This is a genomic window from Pseudomonas sp. S1(2024) (assembly GCF_046557535.1).
This window is the reverse complement of the sequence record NZ_JBKGFP010000045.1, coordinates 21,624-45,452: the sequence shown is the minus strand read 5'-3', so window position 1 is coordinate 45,452 and position 23,829 is coordinate 21,624. Positions and strand designations below refer to the sequence as shown.

General features: G+C 64.1%; 15 protein-coding genes. 9 read left to right on the top strand and 6 right to left on the bottom strand.

Going from position 1 to position 23,829, the window contains the following annotated elements:
• Positions 1–174: 174 nt before the first annotated feature.
• Positions 175–1,503 carry a cell envelope integrity protein CreD gene (creD, locus tag ACLCGK_RS12700; protein WP_410952117.1) on the top strand — a complete coding sequence of 443 codons (1,329 nt, stop codon included), beginning with the start codon at positions 175–177 and terminating at the stop codon, positions 1,501–1,503.
• Between the two features lie 164 nt (positions 1,504–1,667).
• On the opposite strand, the gene ACLCGK_RS12695 is transcribed toward creD, so the two are convergent.
• From ACLCGK_RS12695 to aceE, 5 genes are all read right to left on the bottom strand, one after another.
• Positions 1,668–2,291 carry a glutathione S-transferase gene (locus tag ACLCGK_RS12695; RefSeq protein WP_013970531.1) on the bottom strand — a complete coding sequence of 208 codons (624 nt, stop codon included), beginning with the start codon at positions 2,289–2,291 and terminating at the stop codon, positions 1,668–1,670.
• A gap of 3 nt (positions 2,292–2,294) precedes the next feature.
• Positions 2,295–2,963 carry a peptide-methionine (S)-S-oxide reductase MsrA gene (msrA, locus tag ACLCGK_RS12690; protein WP_169774664.1) on the bottom strand — a complete coding sequence of 223 codons (669 nt, stop codon included), beginning with the start codon at positions 2,961–2,963 and terminating at the stop codon, positions 2,295–2,297.
• A 213-nt stretch (positions 2,964–3,176) separates the two neighbouring features.
• Positions 3,177–5,867, bottom strand: a complete 2,691-nt coding sequence (locus ACLCGK_RS12685; protein ID WP_410952116.1) for a putative bifunctional diguanylate cyclase/phosphodiesterase — start codon at positions 5,865–5,867, stop codon at positions 3,177–3,179.
• A gap of 360 nt (positions 5,868–6,227) precedes the next feature.
• Positions 6,228–7,868, bottom strand: coding sequence for a dihydrolipoyllysine-residue acetyltransferase (gene aceF, locus ACLCGK_RS12680; protein WP_015268676.1), 1,641 nt, complete (start codon positions 7,866–7,868; stop codon positions 6,228–6,230).
• Between the two features lie 13 nt (positions 7,869–7,881).
• The gene (gene aceE, locus ACLCGK_RS12675) at positions 7,882–10,527 is read right to left on the bottom strand and encodes a pyruvate dehydrogenase (acetyl-transferring), homodimeric type (protein ID WP_003258640.1); all 2,646 of its coding nucleotides are present in this window, start codon (positions 10,525–10,527) and stop codon (positions 7,882–7,884) included.
• A gap of 383 nt (positions 10,528–10,910) precedes the next feature.
• Here aceE and glnE point away from each other — a divergent pair, with 383 nt between their 5' ends.
• From glnE to ACLCGK_RS12635, 8 genes are all read left to right on the top strand, one after another.
• Positions 10,911–13,844: a bifunctional [glutamate--ammonia ligase]-adenylyl-L-tyrosine phosphorylase/[glutamate--ammonia-ligase] adenylyltransferase gene (glnE, locus tag ACLCGK_RS12670; RefSeq protein WP_410952115.1), complete on the top strand. Its 2,934-nt coding sequence runs from the start codon at positions 10,911–10,913 to the stop codon at positions 13,842–13,844.
• Positions 13,845–14,047: 203 nt separating this feature from the next.
• Positions 14,048–15,097 (top strand): lipopolysaccharide heptosyltransferase II, encoded by a 1,050-nt coding sequence (gene waaF / locus ACLCGK_RS12665; RefSeq protein ID WP_013970536.1) that lies wholly within the window; start codon positions 14,048–14,050, stop codon positions 15,095–15,097.
• Positions 15,098–16,156, top strand: coding sequence for a lipopolysaccharide heptosyltransferase I (gene waaC / locus ACLCGK_RS12660; RefSeq protein WP_015268679.1), 1,059 nt, complete (start codon positions 15,098–15,100; stop codon positions 16,154–16,156).
• Positions 16,156–17,280 carry a glycosyltransferase family 4 protein gene (locus ACLCGK_RS12655; protein ID WP_289805326.1) on the top strand — a complete coding sequence of 375 codons (1,125 nt, stop codon included), beginning with the start codon at positions 16,156–16,158 and terminating at the stop codon, positions 17,278–17,280. Before waaC ends, ACLCGK_RS12655 begins: the two co-directional genes overlap by 1 nt.
• Positions 17,277–18,083, top strand: coding sequence for a lipopolysaccharide core heptose(I) kinase RfaP (rfaP, locus tag ACLCGK_RS12650; RefSeq protein WP_013970539.1), 807 nt, complete (start codon positions 17,277–17,279; stop codon positions 18,081–18,083). The genes ACLCGK_RS12655 and rfaP overlap by 4 nt, the downstream gene beginning before the upstream one ends.
• On the top strand, positions 18,083–18,817 hold the full coding sequence (locus ACLCGK_RS12645; RefSeq protein ID WP_169774663.1) for a lipopolysaccharide kinase InaA family protein: 735 nt from the start codon (positions 18,083–18,085) through the stop codon (positions 18,815–18,817). Before rfaP ends, ACLCGK_RS12645 begins: the two co-directional genes overlap by 1 nt.
• Entirely contained in the window at positions 18,814–19,566 is a 753-nt protein-coding gene (locus ACLCGK_RS12640; protein ID WP_367244975.1) for a lipopolysaccharide kinase InaA family protein, read from the top strand. Before ACLCGK_RS12645 ends, ACLCGK_RS12640 begins: the two co-directional genes overlap by 4 nt.
• Entirely contained in the window at positions 19,566–21,008 is a 1,443-nt protein-coding gene (locus ACLCGK_RS12635) for a lipopolysaccharide kinase InaA family protein (RefSeq protein ID WP_013970541.1), read from the top strand. Before ACLCGK_RS12640 ends, ACLCGK_RS12635 begins: the two co-directional genes overlap by 1 nt.
• Here the strand turns inward: ACLCGK_RS12635 and ACLCGK_RS12630 are convergent.
• A complete protein-coding gene (locus ACLCGK_RS12630; RefSeq protein WP_208209588.1) occupies positions 20,969–23,788 on the bottom strand; it encodes a dermonecrotic toxin domain-containing protein in 2,820 nt (939 codons plus the stop codon). The two genes, ACLCGK_RS12635 and ACLCGK_RS12630, sit on opposite strands and share 40 nt — an antisense overlap.
• Positions 23,789–23,829: the final 41 nt, after the last annotated feature.

Here is a 23,829-nt window from a genome sequence, read left to right as displayed (position 1 = left end):
GCGAAGCCAGGCGAAACAAGAGTCCTTCCGGAAAGGCGTGGGTTTCTTTTTGGGGGGGCGGCCTTGTGTCGCGATGGGCCGCAAAGCGGCCCCAAAAACACACAATCTCCACACCATCTCCCCGAGGCCTCCACGCAAGGCGCAGACACTGCGCCCACTGCCACAGGAGGCCCCATGAACAAGACCCTCGGTTTCAAACTCGGCATGATCGCCGTATTGATCTTGCTGCTGCTCGTCCCGCTACTGCTGATCAGCGGCCTGATCGGTGAACGCCAGGCCCTGCGCGACAGTGTGCTGCGCGATATCGCCCAGAGCGCCAGCTTCGATCAGCAACTCAGTGGCCCGCTGCTGGTGGTGCCCTACCGCAAGTACCAGCGCCGCTGGATCGAAAAGGACGGCGAGCGCACCCAGGAAACCAGCACCATTGCCGGCCACCTGTACTTCCTGCCGGAAACCTTCGCCGCCGACCTGGGCGTGGACACCGAACTGCGCGCCCGTGGCATCTACCAGGCCCGGCTGTTCCACGCCAAGGGCCGTATCAGTGGCCGCTTCAAGCTCCCGGAACGCTGGGGCATCGACAAGGATTTCGACGACTACCGCTTCGACAAGCCGTTCCTGGTGGTGGGTATCAGCGATATCCGCGGCATCGAGAACGGCCTTGAGCTGAGCATCGGCGAGCAGAAAGTACCGTTCGAAGCCGGTACCCGGCTCGACTGGATGCGCGGCGGCGTGCACGCCAGCCTGCCGGGGCTGGACGGCCTGCAGGCGCGTGAATTCAGCTATGGTTTCGATCTCGCACTGCAAGGCACCGGCCAGCTGCACATAGTGCCGGTGGGCCGCACCAGTGCCGTGGACCTGCGTGCCAACTGGCCGCACCCGAGCTTCGTCGGCAACTACCTGCCCAGTCGCCGCGATATCGACGCCCAAGGCTTCAGTGCCCACTGGCAGACCTCGTTCTTTGCCACCAACCTCGAAGACGCCCTGCGCCAGTGCGCTACCGCCGGGCAGTGTGCGGACTTCAGCGAGCGCAGCTTCGGCGTCAGCTTCGTCGACCCGGTGGACCAGTACCTGAAGAGCGAGCGGGCGATCAAGTACGCCTTGCTGTTCATCGCCCTGACCTTCGCCGGCTTCTTCCTGTTCGAAGTGCTTAAGAACCTCAGCGTACACCCGGTGCAGTACATCCTGGTGGGGGTGGCGCTGGCTTTCTTCTACCTGCTGTTGCTGTCGTTGTCCGAGCACATCGGCTTTGGTTTGGCGTATGGGTTGTCAGCTTCGGCGTGTGTGCTGCTGATCGGCTTCTACCTGGGCCATGTGCTGCGCAGCCTGGGGCGTGGGGTGGGCTTTGCGGTGGGGTTGGCGACGTTGTATGCGCTGCTCTACGGGCTGCTGAGTGCCGAGGACTATTCGCTGTTGATGGGCTCGTTGCTGTGCTTTGGCCTGCTGGGGGTATTCATGGTGCTGACCCGGCGGCTGGATTGGGCCCGGGTGGGGAGGGTGGCATGAGGGAGGACAGAGAGATCGGGCGGTGGTTGGCTCTCAGAATCGGGCAGCTGTTTCCTTTGATACCGAGGTGAGGCCTTCGCGGGCACGCCCGCTCCCACAGGTACTGCACAGCTCGAAATACTGTGAGGATCCTGTGGGAGCGGGCGTGCCCGCGAAGAGGCCCTTCAGGCCACCGGAGAGGTTGCGACCATCGACGGCCGCTTGACCACCTCGGCATACCACGCAGCCAAGCCAGGCTGGTGCTCACGCCAGCCAAACTCGGGCTGGCGCAAATCCAGATACCCCAGCGCACAGGCCACGCCAATCGCTGCCAGGTCGAACCCGGACATCAACTCGGGCAAATGCTCCTGCTCCAGATTGGCCAGGCTACGGCGGATCTTGTCGCCCTGTGCCTGCAGCCAACCATCCCAGCGCTTGTCTACAGGGCGCAGGAAACTCTCGTAGCGGCTCGACACCGCCGCATCCATGATGGCATCGGCCTGCGACACCAGCGTCATGCGCCGCCAGCGTGCCGAGCCTTCGCGCGGCAGCAGCGGCAGGCCGACGTGCTGCAGGTCGAGGTACTCGCAGATCACCCGGCTGTCATGCAGCACGGTGCCGTCTTCCAGGCGCAGGGCCGGGATCTTGCCGATCGGGTTGTCCTGGTTGAGCTGTGGGTCGCCGCTGACCGGGCTGATGTTCACCGGCTGCAGCTGCACGCGCTCAAGTTGGCCGGTCTCGTGCAACACCACCATGACCTTGCGCACGAAAGGCGACAACGGCGAGTGGAACAGAGTCATCGTGCTCATGCTTCAGTTACCCTGCAGGCTCGGTGGCAGGCACACGCCGGTACCGCCGATACCGCAGTAGCCGTCCGGGTTCTTGGCCAGGTACTGCTGGTGGTATGCCTCGGCGAAGTACACGGTCGGTGCCTGGTCGATTTCGGTGGTGATCTCACCGAAGCCGGCCTTGTTCAGTTCGGCCTGGAAGGCGTCGCGGCTGGCCTTGGCCTGTTCCAGCTGCTCAGGGCTGGTGCAGTAGATGGCCGAGCGGTACTGGGTGCCGATGTCGTTGCCCTGGCGCATGCCCTGGGTCGGGTTGTGCAGTTCCCAGAACATCGCCAGCAACTCGCGGTAGCTGACTCTGTCCTTGTCGAACACCACCAGCACCACTTCGGTGTGGCCGGTCAGGCCCGAGCACACTTCCTCGTAGGTGGGGTGGGGGGTGAAGCCGCCTGCGTAGCCGACCACTGTGCTGACCACGCCTTCACGCTGCCAGAAGCGGCGCTCGGCGCCCCAGAAGCAACCCAGGCCGAAGATGGCGAAGTCGATGGCGCCTTCGAAGAATGGGCCGAGCAGCGGCGTGTCTTTGAACACGTAGTGGAACTCGGGCAGGCTCATTGGCGTTTCGCGGCCAGGCAGGGCCTGTTCCGCGGTTGGCATGACGTTTTTGTTCACCAGGATTTCCGAACGCAGGACCATGGCCGTTCCTCTGTATGTCAGGTAGATAGGTGCTTGGGCATTCGCGGGCATGCCCGCTCCCACAGGTACAACACAGGTTTCAAAGTTTGTGGTGACCACTGTGGGAGCCACAGGTACAACACCAGTTTCGAACGTTGTGGTGTCCCTGTGGGAGCTGGCTTGCCGGCGATAGGGCCCGAATGGGTTCTATAGTGCCCGAGGTTTGCGCGGCTGTCAGGCCGCTGGGCCACGCGGATAGCGCTTCAGCCGTTCAGCCAGCTCGCGCCCCGGAATCGGCCGGTCGAACAGGTAGCCCTGGCCCACGTCGCAGCGGTGCCGACGCAGGAACGCCAGCTGCTCCGGTGTCTCGATACCCTCGGCCACCACCTTCAGCTTGAGGTTGTGAGCCATGGCTACCACCGCCGAGGTGATTTCCATGTCGTCCTGGTTGTCCGGGATCTCGTTGATGAAGCTGCGGTCGATCTTGAGGATGTCGATCGGAAACTTCTTCAGGTAGCTCAGCGACGAATAACCGGTGCCGAAATCGTCCATGGCCAGGGTCAGGCCCAGGGCCTTCAGTTCATCCAGCTGGCGGTGGGTATCTTCTGTGGCTTCCAGCAGCAGGCCTTCGGTCAGCTCCAGCTCCAGCAGGTGCGGGGGCAGGGCTTCTTCCTCGAGGATCGTGCTGATCGATGCCACCAGGTCCGGGTCGGAGAACTGCTTGGGGGACAGGTTGATGGCCACATGCAGGTTGCCCATGCCGGCTTCGCGCAGTTGCTGGCTCATGCGGCACGACTGGCGCACCACCCATTTGCCGATGGGGATGATCAGGCCGGTTTCTTCCGCCACGCTGATGAACTGGTCCGGGCGGATCATCCCGCGCTCAGGGTGGTTCCAGCGCAGCAGCGCTTCCAGCCCCAACAGGCGGCCGCTGCGCAGGCACAGCTTGGGCTGGTAGAACACCTCCAGCTCGTTCTGGGTCAGGGCACGACGCAGGTTGTTCTCGACGAACAGCTTGTAGCTGGCTTCGGCATTGAGCACTTCGGTAAACACCTGCACCTGATGCTTGCCGTTGGCCTTGGCCTTGTGCAGCGCCAGGCCGGCGTTCTTCATCAGGCTGGCCGGGTCGGCGCCATGCAGTGGCGCGCAGGCCAGGCCCACCGAGGCGGTGACGTTGATCAGCTGGTTGTCGACGAACATCGGTTTGTCGAGTGTGCGCAGCAATTGCTGGGCGACACCCTGGCCATCTTCCAGGCTTGTATCGTCGAGCAGTACGGCGAACTCGTTACTGGCAAAGCGCGCCAGGATACCGCCCGAGTGCAGGCTGTTGCGCAGGCGCCGGGCCAGGCTGATCAGCAGCTTGTCGCCGGTCTGGTGGCCGAGGCTGTCGTTGATGCGCTTGAAGTTGTCGATGTCCACCAGCAGCAGGCACATCGAGTATTCGCCATCACGGGCAAAGCGCTCGTCCAGGCTGCGAATGAACGCCGGGCGGTTGCCCAGGTTGGTCAGGTTGTCGGTATAGGCCAGGCGCTCGATGCGCTGCTGGGCCAGCTTGGTCTGGGTGACGTCTTCGTAGATGCCGATGTAGTGGGTCAGCTCACGGTTGTCGCCATATACCTTGGAAATCGAAAGCTGGCCCCAGTAGGGTTCGAGGTTCTTGCGCCGGCTCTTGAACTCGCCCTGCCAGCTGTTACCCATGGCCAGGCTCGACGGAGAGTCGAACAGCAGCTCGCTCAGGTTCTCCAGCGCTGGCAGCTCGGCCAGGTGGCGGCCTTGCACTTCTTCGGTGCTGTACTGGGTGATGGCAGTAAAGCTGGGGTTGACGTATTCCACCACACCGTCGCGGTTGACCAGCAGGAAGGCGCTGGCGCTTTGCTCGACTGCGCGCTGGAACAGGTGCAGGGCGCTGGCGGCGGTGCGCCGGTTGTGGTTGGTGATGACCTGGGCGAACTGGTCGGCCAGTTCGCCGGCAAAAGCGATTTCGTCCGACTGCCAGGCCCGTGTCTGGCCGGTCTGCTCCAGGCACAGCACGCCGACAACCTGGCCATCGACACGGATACTGGCATCGAGCATGGCCTTGTTATCCGGGCACAGGCTTTGCGTCAGGGCGCGGGTCCGCGGGTCGTGGCTGGCATTGTGGGCGTCGATGGCGCGGCTGGCGTGCAACGCGTCAAGGTAGTCGGGGAAGCGGCTGGCATCGATGGCTTCGGGCTGGCGGTGTTCTTGCGCGTCCCGGTACCAGGCGATGATCGGCTCCAGGCGCTGGTCTTCAAGGTGCCAGATACTCGCAATATCGACCTTGTAGATTTCGCAGGCGCTCTGGGTAATCAGCTGGGCGGCTTCCCGCAGAGAGTTGCCTGCGCTGTAGCGCTGGCGGGCCAGGCGCAGGATCAGGTCTTGCTGGCCACGTACCCGCTCCAGGTGCTCGAGTTGTTCCTGCTGCGCGCGCTGGTTCAGTTGCAGTGCCAGTTGCAGGCGGTTGTTGCGCGATTCCAGGTCGCTGGCACCGGCCTCGCTGGTATCTTCGGCGAGGTCGTCGAGCACGCTCAGGTAGCCGCGCAACAGATGGCGGTTGTGCTGCTTGTAGGCTTCCCCAGCCTCCAGCAGGCGTAGCGAAGCAGTTGGCGTGTGCAAGGTGTAGCGCACGCGGTAGTAGCCGCGCTGGGCCAGTTGCAGCTGGATCTCGTCGTGCAGCCGGTAGCGGGCCTCGGGTTCCATCAGGCTGGCGTAGGGTGCGTCTACCAGGGCGCAGAGCTCGCCAGCGTGCAGGCCGAACTGGCGCTCGCAGGCCGGGTCGAGGTAAAGCATGGCCCAAGTGGCTTCGTTGAGCCTTTCGAAGCGCAGCATGCCGAGCCGCGAGGGCACGGGTAACTGCGTGACGACCTCGGCCGCCACACGGCTGGCGGCATCGGGTTGGCTTTTCATCGAAGACTCGCTTGAAGAGGAAACGCGGCCTTTGGGGGCGGCAGGTCTGGCAAGGTTGCATCATGTCCCGGGGGCTGGCAAGCAGCCATGCGTGATGCTGTGGACGGGTTATCGGCTGGTGGGTGGGAATCTGTAGTCTGGCTGATATATCCGGGGCCGCTTTGCGGCCCATCGCAGGCAAGCCAGCTCCCACAGGCGATCGCGGTACCTTGTGGGAGCGGCCTTGTGTCGCGATAGGAGGGCAAAGCCCTCCCGGCTTTCTCAAGGCAAAAAAAAGCCCCGCCAATCGACGGGGTTGAGGTACGAGCGTGGCAGCTCGAAAAGCATACTGCCCCTCGCAGGGAGGGGCAGCGGGCTGCCTTACAGCAGCATGGTGCGGATATCGCCCAGCACGTCGCCCAGGCGCTTGGTGAAGCGCGCGGCGGCAGCGCCGTTGATCACACGGTGATCGTAGGACAGCGACAGCGGCAGCATCAGCTTCGGCTGGAAGGCCTTGCCATCCCAGACTGGCTGCATGGTCGCCTTGGAGACGCCCAGGATCGCCACTTCCGGCGCGTTGACGATCGGCGTGAAGCCGGTGCCGCCAATGTGGCCGAGGCTGGAGATGGTGAAGCAGGCGCCTTGCATCTCGTCGGCCGACAGCTTCTTGGTGCGGGCTTTTTCGGCCAGCGCAGCCGCTTCGGCAGCCAGTTGCAGCAGGCTCTTCTGGTCGACGTTCTTGATCACAGGGACCAGCAGGCCGTCCGGGGTGTCCACGGCAAAGCCGATGTGCACGTACTTCTTGCGGATGATGGCCTTGCCGCTTGGCGCCAGCGAGCTGTTGAAGTCTGGCAGTTCCTTGAGCAGGAAGGCGCAGGCCTTGAGCAGCAGGGGCAGCACGGTCAGCTTAACGCCAGCCTTCTCGGCCACGGCCTTCTGCGCAACGCGGAAGGCTTCCAGCTCGGTGATGTCGGCGGAGTCGAACTGGGTCACGTGCGGCACGTTCAGCCAGCTGCGGTGCAGGTTGGCAGCACCGACCTGCATCAGGCGGGTCAGGGCCACTTCTTCCACTTCACCGAACTTGCTGAAGTCCACGGCAGGGATCGGCGGGATGCCGGCGCCACCGGTTGCGCCGGCGGCTGCCGGTGCCTCCTTGGCCTTCTGCATCATCGCCTTGACGTAGACCTGCACGTCTTCTTTCAGGATGCGGCCGTGCGGACCGGTCGCGGCAACCGCGCCCAGGTCGACGCCGAATTCACGGGCCAGCTGACGAACCGCCGGGCCTGCGTGAACCTTGGCGTTGCTACCGGCAGCCGGTGCGGTAGCAACCGGTGCAGGGGCAGCAGCCGGGGCAGCAGCGGCAGGTGCGGCGGCCGGAGCCGCTTCAGCCTTGGCCGGGGCAGCAGCGGCAGGTGCCGGAGCAGCAGCCGGGGCAGCACCCGCGACTTTCAGCTTGAAGATCAGGTCGCCAGTGCCGACTTCGTCTTCCAGCTTGCACAGGACTTCTTCGACCACGCCGGCAGCCGGCGACGGGATTTCCATGGAGGCCTTGTCGGACTCCAGGGTAATCAGCGACTGGTCGGCTTCGACGGTGTCGCCGACCTTGACCAGCACTTCGATGATCTTGGCCTTGCCCGACGAACCGATGTCCGGCACGTGGATGTCCTGCACGCTGGCGGCAGCCGGGGCTGCTGCCGGAGCTGGGGCAGGGGCGGCTTCGGCGGCCGGAGCCGGCGCAGCAGCCTGGGCCGGAGCGGCGGCCGGAGCCTCAGGGGCCGCTGCAGCGGCGCCCTCGGCTTCCAGGACCAGCAGCTCGTCGCCTTCTTTCAGGCGGTCGCCCAGCTTGACCTTCAGTTCCTTGATGACGCCGGCTTTCGGAGCCGGGATCTCCATGGAGGCCTTGTCGGACTCCAGGGTCAGCAGGCTCTGGTCAGCCTCGATACGATCACCGACCTTGACGAACAGCTCGATGATTTCACCTTCACCGCTGCCGATGTCAGGTACGCGAATGAGTTCGCTCACTTAAAAATACTCCTCAGCAGTCCAGTGGGTTGCGCTTGTCCGGGTCGATACCGAACTTGACGATAGCGTCTGCAACAACCTTTGGTTCGATCTCGCCGCGGTCAGCCAGGGCTTCCAGGGCAGCCAGCACCACGAAGTGGCGGTCGACTTCGAAGAAGTGACGCAGCTTCTTGCGGCTGTCGCTGCGACCGTAACCGTCGGTACCCAGGACCTTGAACTCTTTGCTCGGTACCCACTGGCGAATCTGCTCGGCGAACAGCTTCATGTAGTCGGTGGAGGCGATGACCGGGCCCTTGCGACCGTTCAGGCACTGCTCGACATAGGTCTGCTGTGGCTTCTGGCCAGGCTTCAGGCGGTTGGCGCGTTCCACGGCCAGGCCGTCGCGACGCAGTTCGTTGAAGCTGGTGACGCTCCACACGTCGGCACCGACGTTGAACTCTTCACGCAGGATTTTCGCTGCTTCGCGGACTTCGCGCAGGATGGTGCCGGAGCCCATCAGCTGTACGTGGTGCGCGGCTTCGCGGGTGTCTTCTTCCAGCAGGTACATACCTTTGATGATGCCTTCCTCGACACCGGCCGGCATGGCTGGCTGCTGGTAGGATTCGTTCATCACGGTGATGTAGTAGAAGATGTCCTGTTGCTCTTCGGTCATCTTCTTCATGCCGTCCTGGATGATCACCGCCAGCTCGTAGCCGTAGGTCGGATCATAGGTGCGGCAGTTCGGGATGGTACCCGCCATCATGTGGCTGTGACCGTCTTCGTGCTGCAGGCCTTCACCGTTCAGGGTGGTACGGCCGGCGGTACCGCCGATCAGGAAGCCACGGGTGCGGCTGTCGCCAGCGGCCCAGGCCAGGTCGCCAATACGCTGGAAGCCGAACATCGAGTAGAAGATGTAGAACGGCAGCATCGGCTGGTTGTGGCAGCTGTACGAGGTACCGGCAGCGATGAACGACGACATGGCGCCGGCTTCGTTGATGCCTTCCTCGAGGATCTGGCCCTTCTTGTCTTCGCGGTAGAACATCACCTGGTCTTTATCGACTGGCTCGTAGAGCTGGCCGACCGACGAGTAGATGCCCAGCTGGCGGAACATGCCTTCCATACCGAAGGTACGGGCTTCGTCCGGGATGATCGGGACGATGCGCTGGCCGATTTCCTTGTCCTTGACCAGCTGCGCCAGAATACGCACGAAGGCCATGGTGGTGGAGATTTCGCGGTCGCCCGAGCCGTCCAGGATCGCTTTCAGCGTTTCCAGTGGCGGGGTCGGTACGCTGAAGCTCTTGGCGCGGCGCTGTGGCACGAAACCGCCCAGGGCAGCACGGCGCTCGGCCAGGTACTTGGCTTCGGCAGAACCTTCTTCCGGCTTGAAGAACGGCAGGTTCTCCAGGTCGGCATCCTTGACCGGGATGTCGAAGCGGTCACGGAAGTGACGCAGGCTGTCGACATCGACCTTCTTGGTGTTGTGCGCGGTGTTCTTGGCTTCGCCGGCACCGGTACCGTAACCCTTGATGGTCTTGGCCAGGATGACGGTAGGCTGGTCCTTGTGGTTGACCGCCTGGTGGTACGCCGCGTAGACCTTGTACGGGTCGTGGCCGCCACGGTTGAGCTTCCAGATCTCTTCGTCGGACAGGTCTTCGACCATGGCCTTGAGCTCTGGGGTGTTGAAGAAGTTTTCACGAACGTACGCGCCGTCTTTGGCTTTGTAGTTCTGGTACTCGCCGTCGATGACTTCGTCCATGCGGCGCTGCAGGGCACCGTTGGTGTCCTTGGCGAACAGTGGGTCCCAGAAGCGGCCCCACACGACCTTGTTGACGTTCCAGCCACCGCCACGGAACACGCCTTCGAGTTCCTGGATGATCTTGCCGTTGCCGCGAACCGGGCCGTCGAGGCGCTGCAGGTTGCAGTTGATGACGAAGATCAGGTTGTCCAGCTTCTCGCGGCCGGCCAGGGCGATTGCGCCCAGGGATTCCGGCTCGTCGCACTCGCCGTCACCCATGAAGCACCAGACCTTCTGCTTGCCGGCCGGGATGAAGCCGCGGGCTTCCAGGTACTTCATGAAACGTGCCTGGTAGATGGCCTGGATCGGGCCCAGACCCATCGAAACGGTCGGGAACTGCCAGAAATCAGGCATCAACCATGGGTGCGGGTACGAAGACAGGCCGTTGCCGTCCACTTCCTGACGGAAGTTGTTCATCTGGTCTTCGCTGATGCGGCCTTCCATGAACGCACGGGCGTAGATGCCTGGCGAAGCATGGCCCTGGAAGAAGATCAGGTCGCCGCCGTGTTCTTCGGTCGGGGCCTGGAAGAAGTAGTTGAAGCCGATGTCGTACAGGGTGGCGCTGGAGGCGAAGCTGGAGATGTGTCCGCCCAGGTCCGAGTCTTTCAGGTTGGTACGCATGACCATGGCCAGGGCGTTCCAACGCACCATCGAGCGAATGCGGCGTTCCATGAACAGGTCGCCAGGCATGCGTGCTTCGTGGGTGACAGGGATGGTGTTGCGGTATGGCGTGGTGATCGCATACGGCAGCTGGGAGCCACTACGGGTGGCCAGCTCGCCCATACGGGTCATCAGGTAATGAGCGCGGTCTTCGCCTTCTTTGTCGAGGACCGACTCCAGGGCATCCAGCCATTCCTGGGTTTCGATTGGATCGAGGTCTTGCATGGCTTGCTCCAGGGCGGAAAGGCAACCAGAATCGATTGCCTGAGATTGCGACTGGCCTTATGGGCAGACGTCGTGAATTCTTGGATTACCGGGGTGTCCTCCGGCGCCGTGTAGTTTTACTACATTTGCTTTCGCATTTCATGCTTTTACATGACGCGAGTAGTAGTAAAACTACATTTGTGCGACGTTTCGTCGCATGCTGGCTTGTGAGGAAAAACGTTCATGTTGGTTGGCATTGTGTCGCGAACGGGTAATTTTTGATGTTTGTTGCCATTTTTTCGCTTCTTTCAGCTATTTCCAACTTTTGTACGACAGTCCAACCGTGGTCCGGCTTCCCCTTGGCCGCTTCTTCCCCTCTATTTCACGCCGATCAAGGATAGACCATGCGCCTACCTTTGCCGTCCGATCTGCCCGCTTCCCTGCAGCCACTGGTCGCTCGCAATCAGCAATTCATCAGCGATGCCGTGGCTGCCCACCCGGAACTCGACCCCCAGGCCTGGAGCACTCTGCACCGGCAACAGTTCGATCAGGTAGCCGCCGCCAGCGACTTCGTGCTCGGCCTGGTCCGACGCGAGCCAGCGATGCTGTTCGGCCTGCTGGCCAGTGGCGAGCTGGATCGGCGTTACGCCGCGGGTGAACTGCGCGGGCACATCGCTGCAGCCGCCCAGGCGGCGCAGAGCGAGGACGAGCTGGCGCGCAACCTGCGGCGCGAGCGCAACCGCCAACAGCTGCGCATCATCTGGCGCGACATCACCCGCCAGGCCGCGCTGGGCGAAACCTGCCGCGACCTGTCCGACCTGGCCGACGCCGCCATCGACGAAGCCTACCAATGGCTGTACCCGCGCCACTGCCAGCAGTTCGGCACGCCTGTCGGCAACCGCAGCGGCCAGCCGCAGCACATGGTGGTGCTGGGCATGGGCAAGCTGGGTGCAGTGGAGCTGAACCTGTCGTCGGACATCGACCTGATCTTCGCTTTCCCCGAAGGCGGTGAAACCGAGGGGGTGAAGCGCTCACTGGACAACCAGGAGTTCTTCACCCGCCTGGGCCAGCGCCTGATCAAGGCGCTGGACCCGGTCACCGTCGACGGTTTCGTTTTCCGCGTCGACATGCGCCTGCGCCCGTATGGTTCGGCCGGCGCGCTGGTGCTCAGCTTCAATGCCCTGGAGCAGTACTACCAGGACCAGGGCCGTGACTGGGAACGCTACGCGATGATCAAGGCGCGGGTTGTGGCCGGCGACCAGGCGACCGGGGCACAGTTGCAGGAGATGCTGCGGCCGTTCGTGTACCGCCGCTACCTGGATTTTTCCGCGATCGAAGCGCTGCGCACCATGAAGCAGCTGATCCAGCAGGAAGTGCGGCGCAAGGGCATGGCTGACAACATAAAGCTGGGTGCCGGGGGTATTCGTGAGGTGGAATTCATCGCTCAGGCTTTCCAGCTGATCCACGGCGGGCGCGACCTCAGTCTGCAACAGCGGCCGCTGCTTAAAGTGCTGGCCACCCTCGAGGGCCAGGGCTACCTACCGCCAGCCGTGGTCGCCGAGCTGCGCGAGGGTTATGAGTTCCTGCGTTATACCGAACACGCCATCCAGGCCATCGCCGACCGCCAGACGCAGATGCTGCCGGACAACGAGATCGATCAGGCGCGGGTGGCCTACATGCTTGGCTATGCCGACTGGCAAAGCTTCCATGACCAGCTGACGCACTGGCGTGGCCGTATTGACTGGCACTTCCGCCAAGTGATCGCCGACCCGGATGATGAAGACGGCGAGGGCGAGCTGGTGGTGGGGGGGGAATGGTCACCGCTGTGGGAGCAGGCACAGGATGAAGATGCGGCTGGCCGTCAGCTGCAAGAGGCCGGTTTCCAGCAGCCTGCCGAAGCCCTGCGGCGCCTGGCCGCGCTGCGCTCCAGCCCGCAGCTGCGTTCGATGCAGCGGATTGGCCGTGAGCGCCTGGACGCCTTTATCCCACGGTTGCTGGCCCAGGCTGTGGAGCATGACAACCCCGACCTGGTGCTCGAGCGCGTGCTGCCGCTGGTCGAGGCCGTGGCACGGCGTTCCGCCTACCTGGTGCTGCTCACCGAAAACCCCGGGGCCTTGCGCCGCTTGCTGACACTGTGCGCCGCCAGCCCGTGGATTGCCGAGCAGATTGCCCGCTACCCGCTGCTGCTCGACGAGCTACTTAACGAAGGCCGACTGTTCAGCCCGCCACTGGCGCCGGAGCTGGCCAGCGAACTGCGCGAACGCCTGACACGCATTCCCGAGGACGACCTGGAACAGCAAATGGAGGCGCTGCGCCACTTCAAGCTGGCCCACAGCCTGCGCGTGGCCGCTTCGGAAATCAGCGGCAACCTGCCGCTGATGAAAGTCAGCGACTACCTGACCTGGCTGGCCGAGGCCATCCTCGACCAGGTACTGGCCCTGGCCTGGCGCCAGACCGTGGCCCGCCACGGCCAGCCCAAGCGCAGCGACGGCAGCTTGTGCGACCCGGGCTTCATCATCATCGGCTACGGCAAGGTAGGTGGCCTGGAGCTGGGCCACGGCTCGGACCTGGACCTGGTATTCATCCATGATGGCGACCCGCAGGCGGAAACCGACGGCGCCAAGCCGATCGACAGTGCGCAGTTCTTCACGCGCCTCGGCCAGCGCATCATTCACCTGCTGACCACCCAGACCAACTCGGGCCAGCTGTATGACGTGGACATGCGCCTGCGCCCGTCGGGTGCCTCGGGTCTGCTGGTGAGCTCGCTGGGAGCGTTCGAGCGCTATCAGCAGAACGAGGCCTGGACCTGGGAGCACCAGGCCCTTGTGCGGGCCCGGGTGCTGGTGGGCTGCAAGCAGGTGGGCACGGCGTTCGAAGGTGTGCGCGCCAAGGTGTTGGGCCAGGCCCGCGACCTGGAAAAACTGCGCAGCGAAGTGAGCGAAATGCGCGCCAAGATGCGCGACAACCTTGGCACCAAGGCCACCGCTGCCGGTACCGCGGCCAACGCCTTCGAGGCCGGTGTACCGTTCGATATCAAGCAGGATGCCGGCGGTATCGTCGATATCGAATTTATGGTGCAATACGCCGCTTTGGCCTGGTCCCACGACCACCCGGCCATACTCCGATGGACCGATAACATCCGCATTCTGGAAGAGCTGGAGCAGGCGGGTTTGATGCCGGCCAGTGACGCGGTGCTGTTGCGTGAAGTGTACAAGGCGTTCCGCTCGGCCTCGCACCGCCAGGCCCTGCAGAAGCAGGCCGGGGTTATCGATGCGGCGCAGTTTGCCGATGAACGCCGCGAGGTACGGCGGATCTGGGGTGAATTGGGTTTGACCTGATACCGAGTTGGCTTCATTCGCGGGCATGCCCGCTCCCACAGGGAAAGCGCAGACCTAGAGGACCGTGCAATACCTGTGGGAGCGGGCGTGCCCGCGAATGGGCCATGTGAGTGGTACACTGTCCGCCACATAGCCTGAATATAAAGAGGGGAGGCCAGGCTGTACCGCAGCCTGTAGCCTCCCCGAGCGTTTCTGGACTAAGCATGAGAATACTGATCATTGGCCCCAGCTGGGTCGGCGACATGGTGATGGCGCAGACCCTGTTCCAGTGCCTGAAACAGCAGCATCCCGACTGCGTGATCGATGTGCTGGCCCCCGAGTGGAGCCGGCCGATCCTCGAACGCATGCCCGAGGTCCGTCAGGCCCTGAGCTTCCCGCTCGGCCACGGCGCACTGGAACTGGCCACGCGGCGACGCATCGGCAAGTCCTTGGCCGGCCAGTACGACCAGGCCATCCTGCTGCCCAACTCGCTGAAGTCGGCGCTGGTGCCGTTCTTTGCCGGTATCCCCAAGCGCACCGGCTGGCGCGGCGAAATGCGCTTCGGCCTGCTCAACGACGTGCGCAAGCTGGACAAGGCCCGTTACCCGCTGATGATCGAGCGCTTCATGGCCCTGGCCTACGCACCCGGCGCCGAGCTGCCGCAGCCGTACCCGCGCCCCAGCCTGCAGATCGAAGCGCAAAGCCGCGACGCCGCCCTGGCCAAGTTCGGCCTGGAGCTTGACCGCCCGGTGCTGGCGCTGTGCCCCGGTGCCGAGTTCGGCGAGGCCAAGCGCTGGCCGGCCGAGCACTACGCCACCGTGGCCGATGCGATGATCCGCCAGGGCTGGCAGGTGTGGCTGTTCGGCTCGAAGAACGATCACCCGGTCGGTGAGCAGATTCGCGATCGGCTGATCCCGGGCTTGCGTGAAGAGTCGTCCAACCTGGCCGGCGAAACCTCGCTGGCCGAGGCCATCGACCTGATGTCCTGCGCCCATGCCGTGGTGTCCAACGACTCGGGCCTGATGCACGTGGCCGCCGCGCTGAACCGCCCGCTGGTGGCGGTGTACGGTTCGACCTCGCCGGGCTTCACCCCGCCGCTGGCCGAGCACGTGGAAGTGGTGCGCACCGGCATCGAGTGCAGCCCGTGCTTCGACCGCACCTGCCGCTTCGGCCACTACAACTGCCTGCGCCTGCTGGAACCGGGCAAAGTCATCGCTGCCCTGCACAGCCTGACCGGGCCGGACCTGATCGATACCGTGGCCGAGGTCGACTAAGTGCGGGTACTGATCATCAAGACTTCGTCGCTGGGTGATGTGATTCACACCTTGCCGGCGCTTACCGATGCCGCCCACGCCATCCCGGGCATCCGCTTCGACTGGGTGGTGGAAGAAGGCTTCGCCGAAATCCCCAGCTGGCACCCGGCGGTCGACCAGGTGATCCCGGTGGCCATTCGCCGCTGGCGCAAGAACCTCTGGCAAACCATCAAGAGCGGTGAGTGGAAGGCATTCAAGCAGCGTGTACGCGAGCGCAAGTACGACCTGGTGATCGACGCCCAGGGCCTGGTCAAGTCGGCCTGGCTGACCCGCTATGTGAAGGCGCCTGTGGCTGGCCTGGACCGCTACTCGGCCCGGGAGGGCTGGGCCAGCCGCTTCTATGACCGGCGCCTGTCGGTTGCCACCGGCCAGCATGCGGTGGAGCGGGTGCGCCAGCTGTTCGCCATGGCCCTGGCCTACGACCTGCCGGAAGGCATCGGCAACTACGGCCTCGACCTCGAGCGCCTGCAACTGCCGCCGGCCGCCCCCTATGTGGTGTTCCTGCACGGTACCACCTGGGCGACCAAGCACTGGCCCGAAGCCTACTGGCGCGAACTGGCCGAGCGCATGGGCCGGCGCAAGCTGGAAGTGCGCCTGCCGTGGGGCAACCCGGCCGAGAAGGCGCGGGCCGAGCGCATCGCCCAGGGCTTGAACAACTGCCAGGTGCTCCCCAAATTGAACCTTGCCGGCGTCGCACGCGTGTTGGCGGCGGCAAAAGCCTGTGTGGCGGTCGATACCGGCCTCGGCCACCTGGCGGCGGCACTCGATGTGCCCACCATTTCGCTGTTCGGCCCGACCAACCCGGGCCTGACTGGCGCCTACGGACGGACCCAGATTCACCAGGCCAGTGACTGGCCCTGCGCGCCCTGCCTGCAGAAGAAGTGCACCTACAAACCGAGCGCCGACGACCTGCGCCGGTTCGATCTGAAACGCGAGTGGCCGCTGTGCTTCACTCGCCTGAATCCCGAGCATGTGGCGAGCCGCTTGAGCGCGTTGCTGCTGGCTGAGGATGTCCGTTGATGCAACTGGCTTTCGTGCTTTACAAATATTTCCCCTTCGGCGGGCTGCAGCGCGACTTCATGCGCATTGCCCTGGAATGCCAGAAGCGGGGCCACCAGATCCGTGTGTACACGCTGATCTGGGAGGGTGACATTCCGCCGGGCTTCGAAGTGCTGGTGGCGCCGGTGAAGGCGATTTTCAATCACCGCCGCAATGAGAAGCTCAGCGCCTGGATGGCCGCCGACCTGGCCAAGCGCCCGGTCGACCGCCTGATCGGCTTCAACAAGATGCCTGGGCTGGATGTGTACTACGCCGCCGACGGCTGCTTCGAGGACAAGGCGCAGACCCTGCGTGGCGGCCTGTACCGCCGCTGGGGTCGTTACCGGCACTTTGCCGAATACGAACGCGCGGTGTTCGCCAAGGACGCCCGTACCGAAGTGCTGATGATTTCCGAAGTGCAGCAGCCGCTGTTCATCAAGCACTACGGCACCCCGGTGGAGCGTTTCCACCTGCTGCCGCCGGGCATTTCCCAGGACCGCCGCGCGCCGGCCAATGCCGGCGAAATCCGCGCCGAGTTCCGCAAGGAATTCAACCTGGGCGATGACGACCTGCTGCTGGTGCAGATTGGCTCAGGCTTCAAGACCAAGGGCGTTGACCGCAGCCTCAAGGCCCTGGCCGCGCTGCCATCGGCCTTGCGCAAACGTACCAGGCTGATGGTGATAGGCCAGGATGACCCCAAGGTGTTCCAGCTGCAAAGCGCTACCTTGGGCCTGGGCGAGCAGGTGCAGTTCCTCAAGGGCCGCAGCGACATCCCGCGCTTTCTGCTTGGCGCCGACCTGCTGATCCACCCGGCGTACAACGAGAACACCGGCACGGTGCTGCTCGAGGCACTGGTGGCCGGCCTGCCGGTGCTGGTCTCCAAAGTATGCGGCTACGCCCACTATATCGCCGAGGCCGACAGTGGCCTGGTGCTGGACGAGCCGTTCGAGCAGGAACAGCTCAATGGCTACCTGCAGCGCATGCTCGAAGACCAGCAGGCCCGCGCCAGCTGGTCGCGCAACGGCCTGGCGTTTGCTGAAACCGCCGATCTGTACAGCATGCCGCAGCATGCCGCCGACGTGATCCTGGGGCAGGAGTCCGCATGAAGCTGATACTGGCCGAACCGTTCAAGCGCCTGTGGGCCGGGCGTGATGCCTTCGATGCCGTGGAGGCGCTGCAAGGCGAGGTCTATCGCGAACTGGAAGGGCGCCGCACGCTGCGCACCGAAGTCGCTGGCGAGGGCTTCTTCGTCAAGATCCACCGCGGCATCGGCTGGGGCGAGATCTTCAAGAACCTGCTTACCGCCAAGCTGCCGGTACTCGGCGCCGGCCAGGAATGGCAGGCCATCCAGCGCCTGCACCAGGTTGGCGTGCCGACCATGACTGCCGTCGCCTATGGCGAGCGTGGCAGCAACCCGGCCGCGCAGCACTCGTTCATCATCACCGAAGAGCTGGCGCCGACCATCAGCCTGGAAGACTTCAGCATCGACTGGGTCAGGCAGCCGCCCGAGCCGCGCCTGAAGCGCGCGCTGATCGCCGAAGTGGCGAAGATGACCGGCGGCATGCACCGCGCCGGGGTCAACCACCGCGACTGCTACATCTGCCACTTCCTGCTGCACACCGACCGCCCGGTGACGGCGGAAGACTTCAAACTGTCGGTAATCGACCTGCACCGCGCGCAGACCCGGGCGAAAATCAGCCGCCGCTGGCGCGACAAGGACCTGGCCGCGCTGTACTTCTCGGCGCTGGACATCGGCCTGACCCAGCGCGACAAGCTGCGTTTCCTGCGCGGTTACTTTCAGCGCCCGCTGCGGCAGGTCCTTAAGGATGAAGCCGCGCTGCTCGCCTGGCTGGAGCGCAAGGCGCAGAAACTCTATGACCGCAAGCAACGTTATGGGGATGCACTCTGATGGCGGGGTGGACACTGGCGCCAGGCTACCAACACCTGGCGGCGGACTTCGGCAGCCTGGAAGCGGTATTTGCCCTGCAAGGCGAGCGCCTGACCCGCGACCCGCTCAGTGAGGTGGTGCGTATCACGCGTGACGGGGTCAATTATTACGTCAAGCGCTACACCGGGGCCGGCAAGCACATGCGCCGTTACCTGGGCCGGCCGCGGATCAAGGCCGAATGGCAGAACCTCAAGCAGTTCGCCAAGTGGGGCATCCCCACTGCCGAAGTGGTGGCGTGGGGCCTGGAGCGCAATGGCCTGGCCTTTGGCCGGGGGGCCATGATCACCCGCGAACTGCCGCGTACCGAAGACTTGTCGGCGCTGGCCGAGCGCAACGATGCACGCCTGGCCGATCGCGCCTGGGTCGGGCATGTCAGCAGCCAGCTGGCGCGCCACACCCGGGTCATGCACCAGCACCACTTCGCCCATAACGACCTGAAATGGCGCAACTTGCTGGTCGACGACCAGGGCACGCTATTCTTCATCGACTGCCCCACCGGCGATTTCTGGCGCGGCTTCATGTGGCGGCACCGGATGATCAAGGACCTGGCATGCCTGGACAAAGTGGCCAAATACCACCTGTCGGCGACCCAGCGCCTGCGTTTCTACCTGCAATATCGTGGCCGCGACCGGCTGAATGTGCGTGACAAGAAGCGCATTCGCCAGGTGGTGAGCTTTTTCGAGGGAAGGGAATGACCGATTACCTGGCCAGCGCGGACCTCGCGCTGCTCAAGCGCCATGGCCTGGACGACTTCGAGGCACTGTGGGCGCTGCAACTGGATGCCGTGGACGAACCGAACACCGGCCGCGGTGGCTGGAGCAGCGTGTACCGCCTGGAGCTCGAGGGCAAGGGCTACTACCTCAAGCGCCAGAGCGACTACCTGACCCGTACCCTGCACCGGCCATTCGGCGAGCCGACCTTCGCCCGCGAATTCCGCAACATCAGCCGTTACCAGAAACTGCAGATTCCGGCCTTGCAGGCGGTGTTCTACGGCGAGCGCAAGAAAGGCGGCACGCACCGGGCGATCCTGATGACTCGTGCTCTGGACGAATGGGCCGACCTCGACAGCTTGCTGGCCCGGTGGCCACAACTGAGCGATGCTGAACGCAATGGCGTCCTGCAGGCCTGCGGCCAGCTGGCGCGCACCCTGCACAGCGCCGGCCAGGTGCATGGTTGCTTCTACCCCAAGCACATCTTCCTGCGCCAGCGCCGCGAAGGCTGGGACGCGCAACTGATCGACCTGGAGAAGACCCGACCCCTGCTGTTCGGCATGCGTGACCGCCTCAAGGACCTGGAGCCGTTGCTGCGCCGCGCACCGGTCTGGGGCGAGCGCGATGTACGTACCCTGCTGGCCAGCTACCTGGCGCAGCCTGCCGATGGCACGCTGGTCGATACCTGGCTGCAACGCCTGACGCAACGCCGTCGTGAAAAAGAGGCCCGCTGATGCGTTTGTCTGAATTGAAAGAGGCCGGGCGCAGCCCCTCGTTGCCCCTGAGCATCACCCTGGCCGATGCCGCCGGCACGGCCGACCTGCAATTGCTCAGCCTGCTGCGCGTGCTGCCGGGCCAGCGCTATGTGGGTGCCGGCGTGTGGCGCGGTACCCCCGTGCTGGCCAAGCTGCTGGTCGGTGGTAACGCTGCACGGCATTTCCAGCGCGAACTGCAAGGCGTGAAACTGCTGGCCGAGCAGGGCCTGACCACGCCGAAGCTGCTGGCTGACGGCCTCAAGGAAGGCGAGGGCGGCTGGCTGCTGTTCGAATTCCTCGACGGCGCCGAGAGCCTGGCCGATGCCTGGGCGGCAGTGGAGAGTTTGCCGGTGTTGGCAGACGAGCAGCATCTGGTGCTGGGCGAGGCGCTCACTGCAGTGGCGCACATGCACGCCCGGGGTTTATGGCAGGAAGACCTGCACCTGGACAACCTGCTGCGCCACGGCGGCAAGCTGTACCTGATCGACGGCGCCGGCATCAAGGCCGAAACGCCTGGCCAGCAGCTGTCACGCCCGCGTGTGCTGGAAAACCTGGGGGTGTTCTTCGCTCAGCTCCCCAAGCGCCTGGAGCCTTTCATCGAAGAACTGCTGGTGCACTACCTGCTGGCCAACGCCGAGCATGCGCTGCCGCTGGAAGCCTTGCAGAAGCAGGTGGACAAGGTGCGCAGCTGGCGCCAGAAGGATTACCTGGAAAAGGCTGGTCGTGAATGCAGCCTGTTCAGTGTCGAGCGCAGCCTTTCGGGCTTGCGGGCAATCCGCCGCGACGAGGTCGAAGCCATGCTGCCGGTACTGGAGCAGGCTGACGCGTTGATCGACCAGGGTCACCTGTACAAGACCGGGGGTGCGGCCAGTGTGGCGCGCATCGAGGTTGGCGGCCGCACGCTGGTGCTCAAGCGCTACAACATCAAGAACACCGCACACTGGTTCAAGCGCTTCTGGCGCCCGAGCCGGGCCTGGCATTCCTGGATTGAAGGCCATCGCCTGGAATTCCTCGACATTGCCACGCCGCGTCCACTCGCGGTGCTGGAGCAACGGGTGATGGGGCTGCGAAGCCGTGCCTACCTGGTCACCGAGTATATCGATGGCCCAGACCTGGCCGAATGCTTCGCGCCCTACGTGGATAACGGCGATGCGCCCGAGGAGCAGGTGGATGCCCTGGTGCATGTGATGCAGCAGCTGATTCGCGAGCGTATCAGCCATGGTGACTTCAAGGGCCACAACCTGTTCTGGCACAACGGCCAATGGTCGCTGATCGACCTTGACGCCATGTGCCAGCACGCCACCCAGCTCAGCTTCGCCCCGGCCTACGCCCGTGATCGGGCGCGGCTGCTGCGCAACTGGCCGAGTGGCAGTGCCTTGCATCAGCGGCTGGACCGGCTGCTGCCCAAGCTGGCCGAGTAATCCGCCGGCAGTGCCAGCCAGTCGCTGCTGCGGCCTGGCTGGCGCACGCGAATGCGCCATTGGCCGCCCTGTTGGCGCAATACTGCCCAGGCGTGGACTGCGCCCAGCGCCTTCTCGGGCAGCAGCAAATGGTATTGCCCGGCAAGCAGGTGCCGTCGAACCGGCAACTGATGGTTACCCAACTGCAAATAGAGTTGCCCCCCATCGTCGTGCAGGTCGGCGTCCCCTGCCACCGGTTCGCCCGCTAATGGTTGTTGCAGGCGTACCTCTTCCAACAGGTGGGCTATGTCAGGCAACCCGTCATGCCAAAGCACGATGGAATCGACCACCCAATTGCCGTTGCGCAGCCGTTTGATCGGCAGTTGCGCGTAGGCATCCGGCTGCCTGGGGTCGAGTACCCGCCAGCGATAGCCGTCGAAGTGGACGTTGTACAACCGCCCCTGGCTGTCCTTGACGAAGTACCGGTCCGGACCTGGCACGCTGTTGATCTGTTCGTACACTTCCTCGCCATGAACGCCGTCGATCCGGTAGCGCAGCTTGCTCACATCCACGGCCGCTTCGTGGGTATTCGGCAGTGGGCGCGGAGGTTGCGGTGGCAGGCCGCGCATCGCCCTGCGCATGAGGGGTGAGCCAGCGAAACTGGACAACCCGTCGGCGCTGTGGCTCAAAGCGGCCATGGCGTGGTGGAAGGTTGCTGCGTAATCCTCTTTTTCCAGGGCTTCGAAGCCGTCCCACAGCGAAATCGACATACGGCCGAAGGCCAGGGCTGACATTGTCGGGGCCGGTAGCACGAGGCTGATCATGTCGAGAACCAGGCGCAGCGTCGACAGCCCGTACTCGCCGAGCAGCTCGCGGTTGCTGCGGCTGTTGGTATCGGCCTCGGCGATCATGGCGTGGACCTGGGCCTTGTAAAGGGCATCGAAGAGGTTGCCGTTGATCATTGGTCTTTGCACATATGGCCCGAGGCGGCCTTTGCGCACCAACTTGTCGAGCCGCTTGCCATCAGCCAGAGGCGCGCGCTGGATCAGGTACTTTCGCAAGGAAGGCGTGCTGCGAAGGGTTCTGAGCAGCGCCCGGGTATCGGGGTATTCACGCCATGCGCGCCGGTCGGGAGCGTCCGGTGTATACAGCACCAGCGACGGCTGGTTGTCGCTCTCGGCATTGAGCAGCAGTACCCCTTGCAGCGTGTGCCCGTCGATGATCAGTTGGCGCACCGCGATACGATGCTCGTCGATGGTAGGGCGCCAATTGTTGTCGGGGTGGTCGGTGACGGCCTTGACCCAGCGATAGCCCCGCTCGTGGGTATCGTTCAGAAAGTGCCTGGCATAGCGGGCCTTGGCAGCCTCGGCGCGCATGCGGGCGCGGTTCATGTTGCCGTGGCATTGCATGCGCCAGCGCGCACCTGGAGACTCCAGCAGGTGGGTTCGCAGGTAGCGGATGTAGCCACTGCCGGCGTCCAGCTCACGCACCAGGCGCTTTACCCCTTCAGCGGATATTGATTCCAGCGTGGAACCGTCTTCGTGGTGTATTCGGGCAGTCAGCCAGTAATCGACGTCGAACCAGCCGATGTTCAGCAGGGCCAGCTCGTCCAGGCGGTAGGTGGTGGTTACCAGTTCGATGGTGCCACCGACATGGCGACGGTTGGCAACGGCCACGTAACCCGAAGGTGCCAGCGGGTTGATCAGCGGGCCGGTGCGGTGTGCAAGCGTGACGGTTATGCAGACTTTTTCGGCAGGCAATTCGATGGAGAATTCGCGCCGCAGCGCCTTGCCAAGGCGTTCGCGCACCCATGCCAGCAGGTGGTGGCGATTGCCGAACGCCTCCAGGGTCAAAAGGCCGGGTGCAGCAGCCTGGGTGATGGCCCCGGCGAGCTCCTGGATCGTTTGCATGATGTGCGTCAGGCTTTGCGTGGAGCTCTGGCGCAGCCAGGCGGGCAGGTGTTTTTCCAGCAGCAGCGCATAACGGGTGGACAACGCATATTGGCTGCCCATGAGATCGGTCAGTGACTGCTGTTTGGCCAGGGTGCTTTTCAGTGCCGGTAGATTCGGGTTCTGGTCAAGCGCCCAGGCGGCGTGCCAGGCTATGGTAAGCCGTTGATGCTGCGCGTCGATCACGTCAGTGGCCTGTTGTTCGACCAGGTCGCCAGTAAACCACTCGTAGCGCAGCCGGTCGGCACACCGGACCAGTTGCTGGTCCTGCAGGCGGGGGAGCAGTTGCAGCATTGGCCGGCTTTGCATGGGGTCGTCCAGGCGCTCGCACAGCTCCCTATGCAGTTCAGCCAGGTTGGCGAAGCCTTCAACGCCATGAGAAACGCTGCACAGCAGTGCCTGGCCTGTGGCTGTTGCAGGCTCGGCAACGGCCCCTTCCGGTGCGTCTGCCACCAATACCAGCACGCCGGGTAACGGCAACCGGCCATGGGGGCTTGAACGGTTGAATACCGGCCGATAAACCTGGGCCCGGTGGGTGTCTGGCAGGTGGTTGCGCTGCCAGGGTAGCGGCAGCTCCAGGGAGGTGCGCAGCAGGCTGATGTGGCTGTAGTCCAGGGTCTGGTCGGCGAGGCGCAGTTCCAGTTCGGCCAGAAGTTGCTCATGACGCAGTTCGCGCAGTTGCCGGACGCGGCTGTGGCCTGTTTCGACAGGGTCGTTCCAGAACGCTGCCAGGTCACCAAAAAAACGCTGGCGCAGGGCGGCCGGTTCCGTTTCGCTCGCCAGTTCGGGTTTGCCTTGCTCAAGGGCGATGAGTTGTTGATCGAGCGCTTCGAGGCGCTGCAAAGGTGTCATGGTAAAGCTCCAGGGAAGATGGCAGCCAACCATGTCGCAGC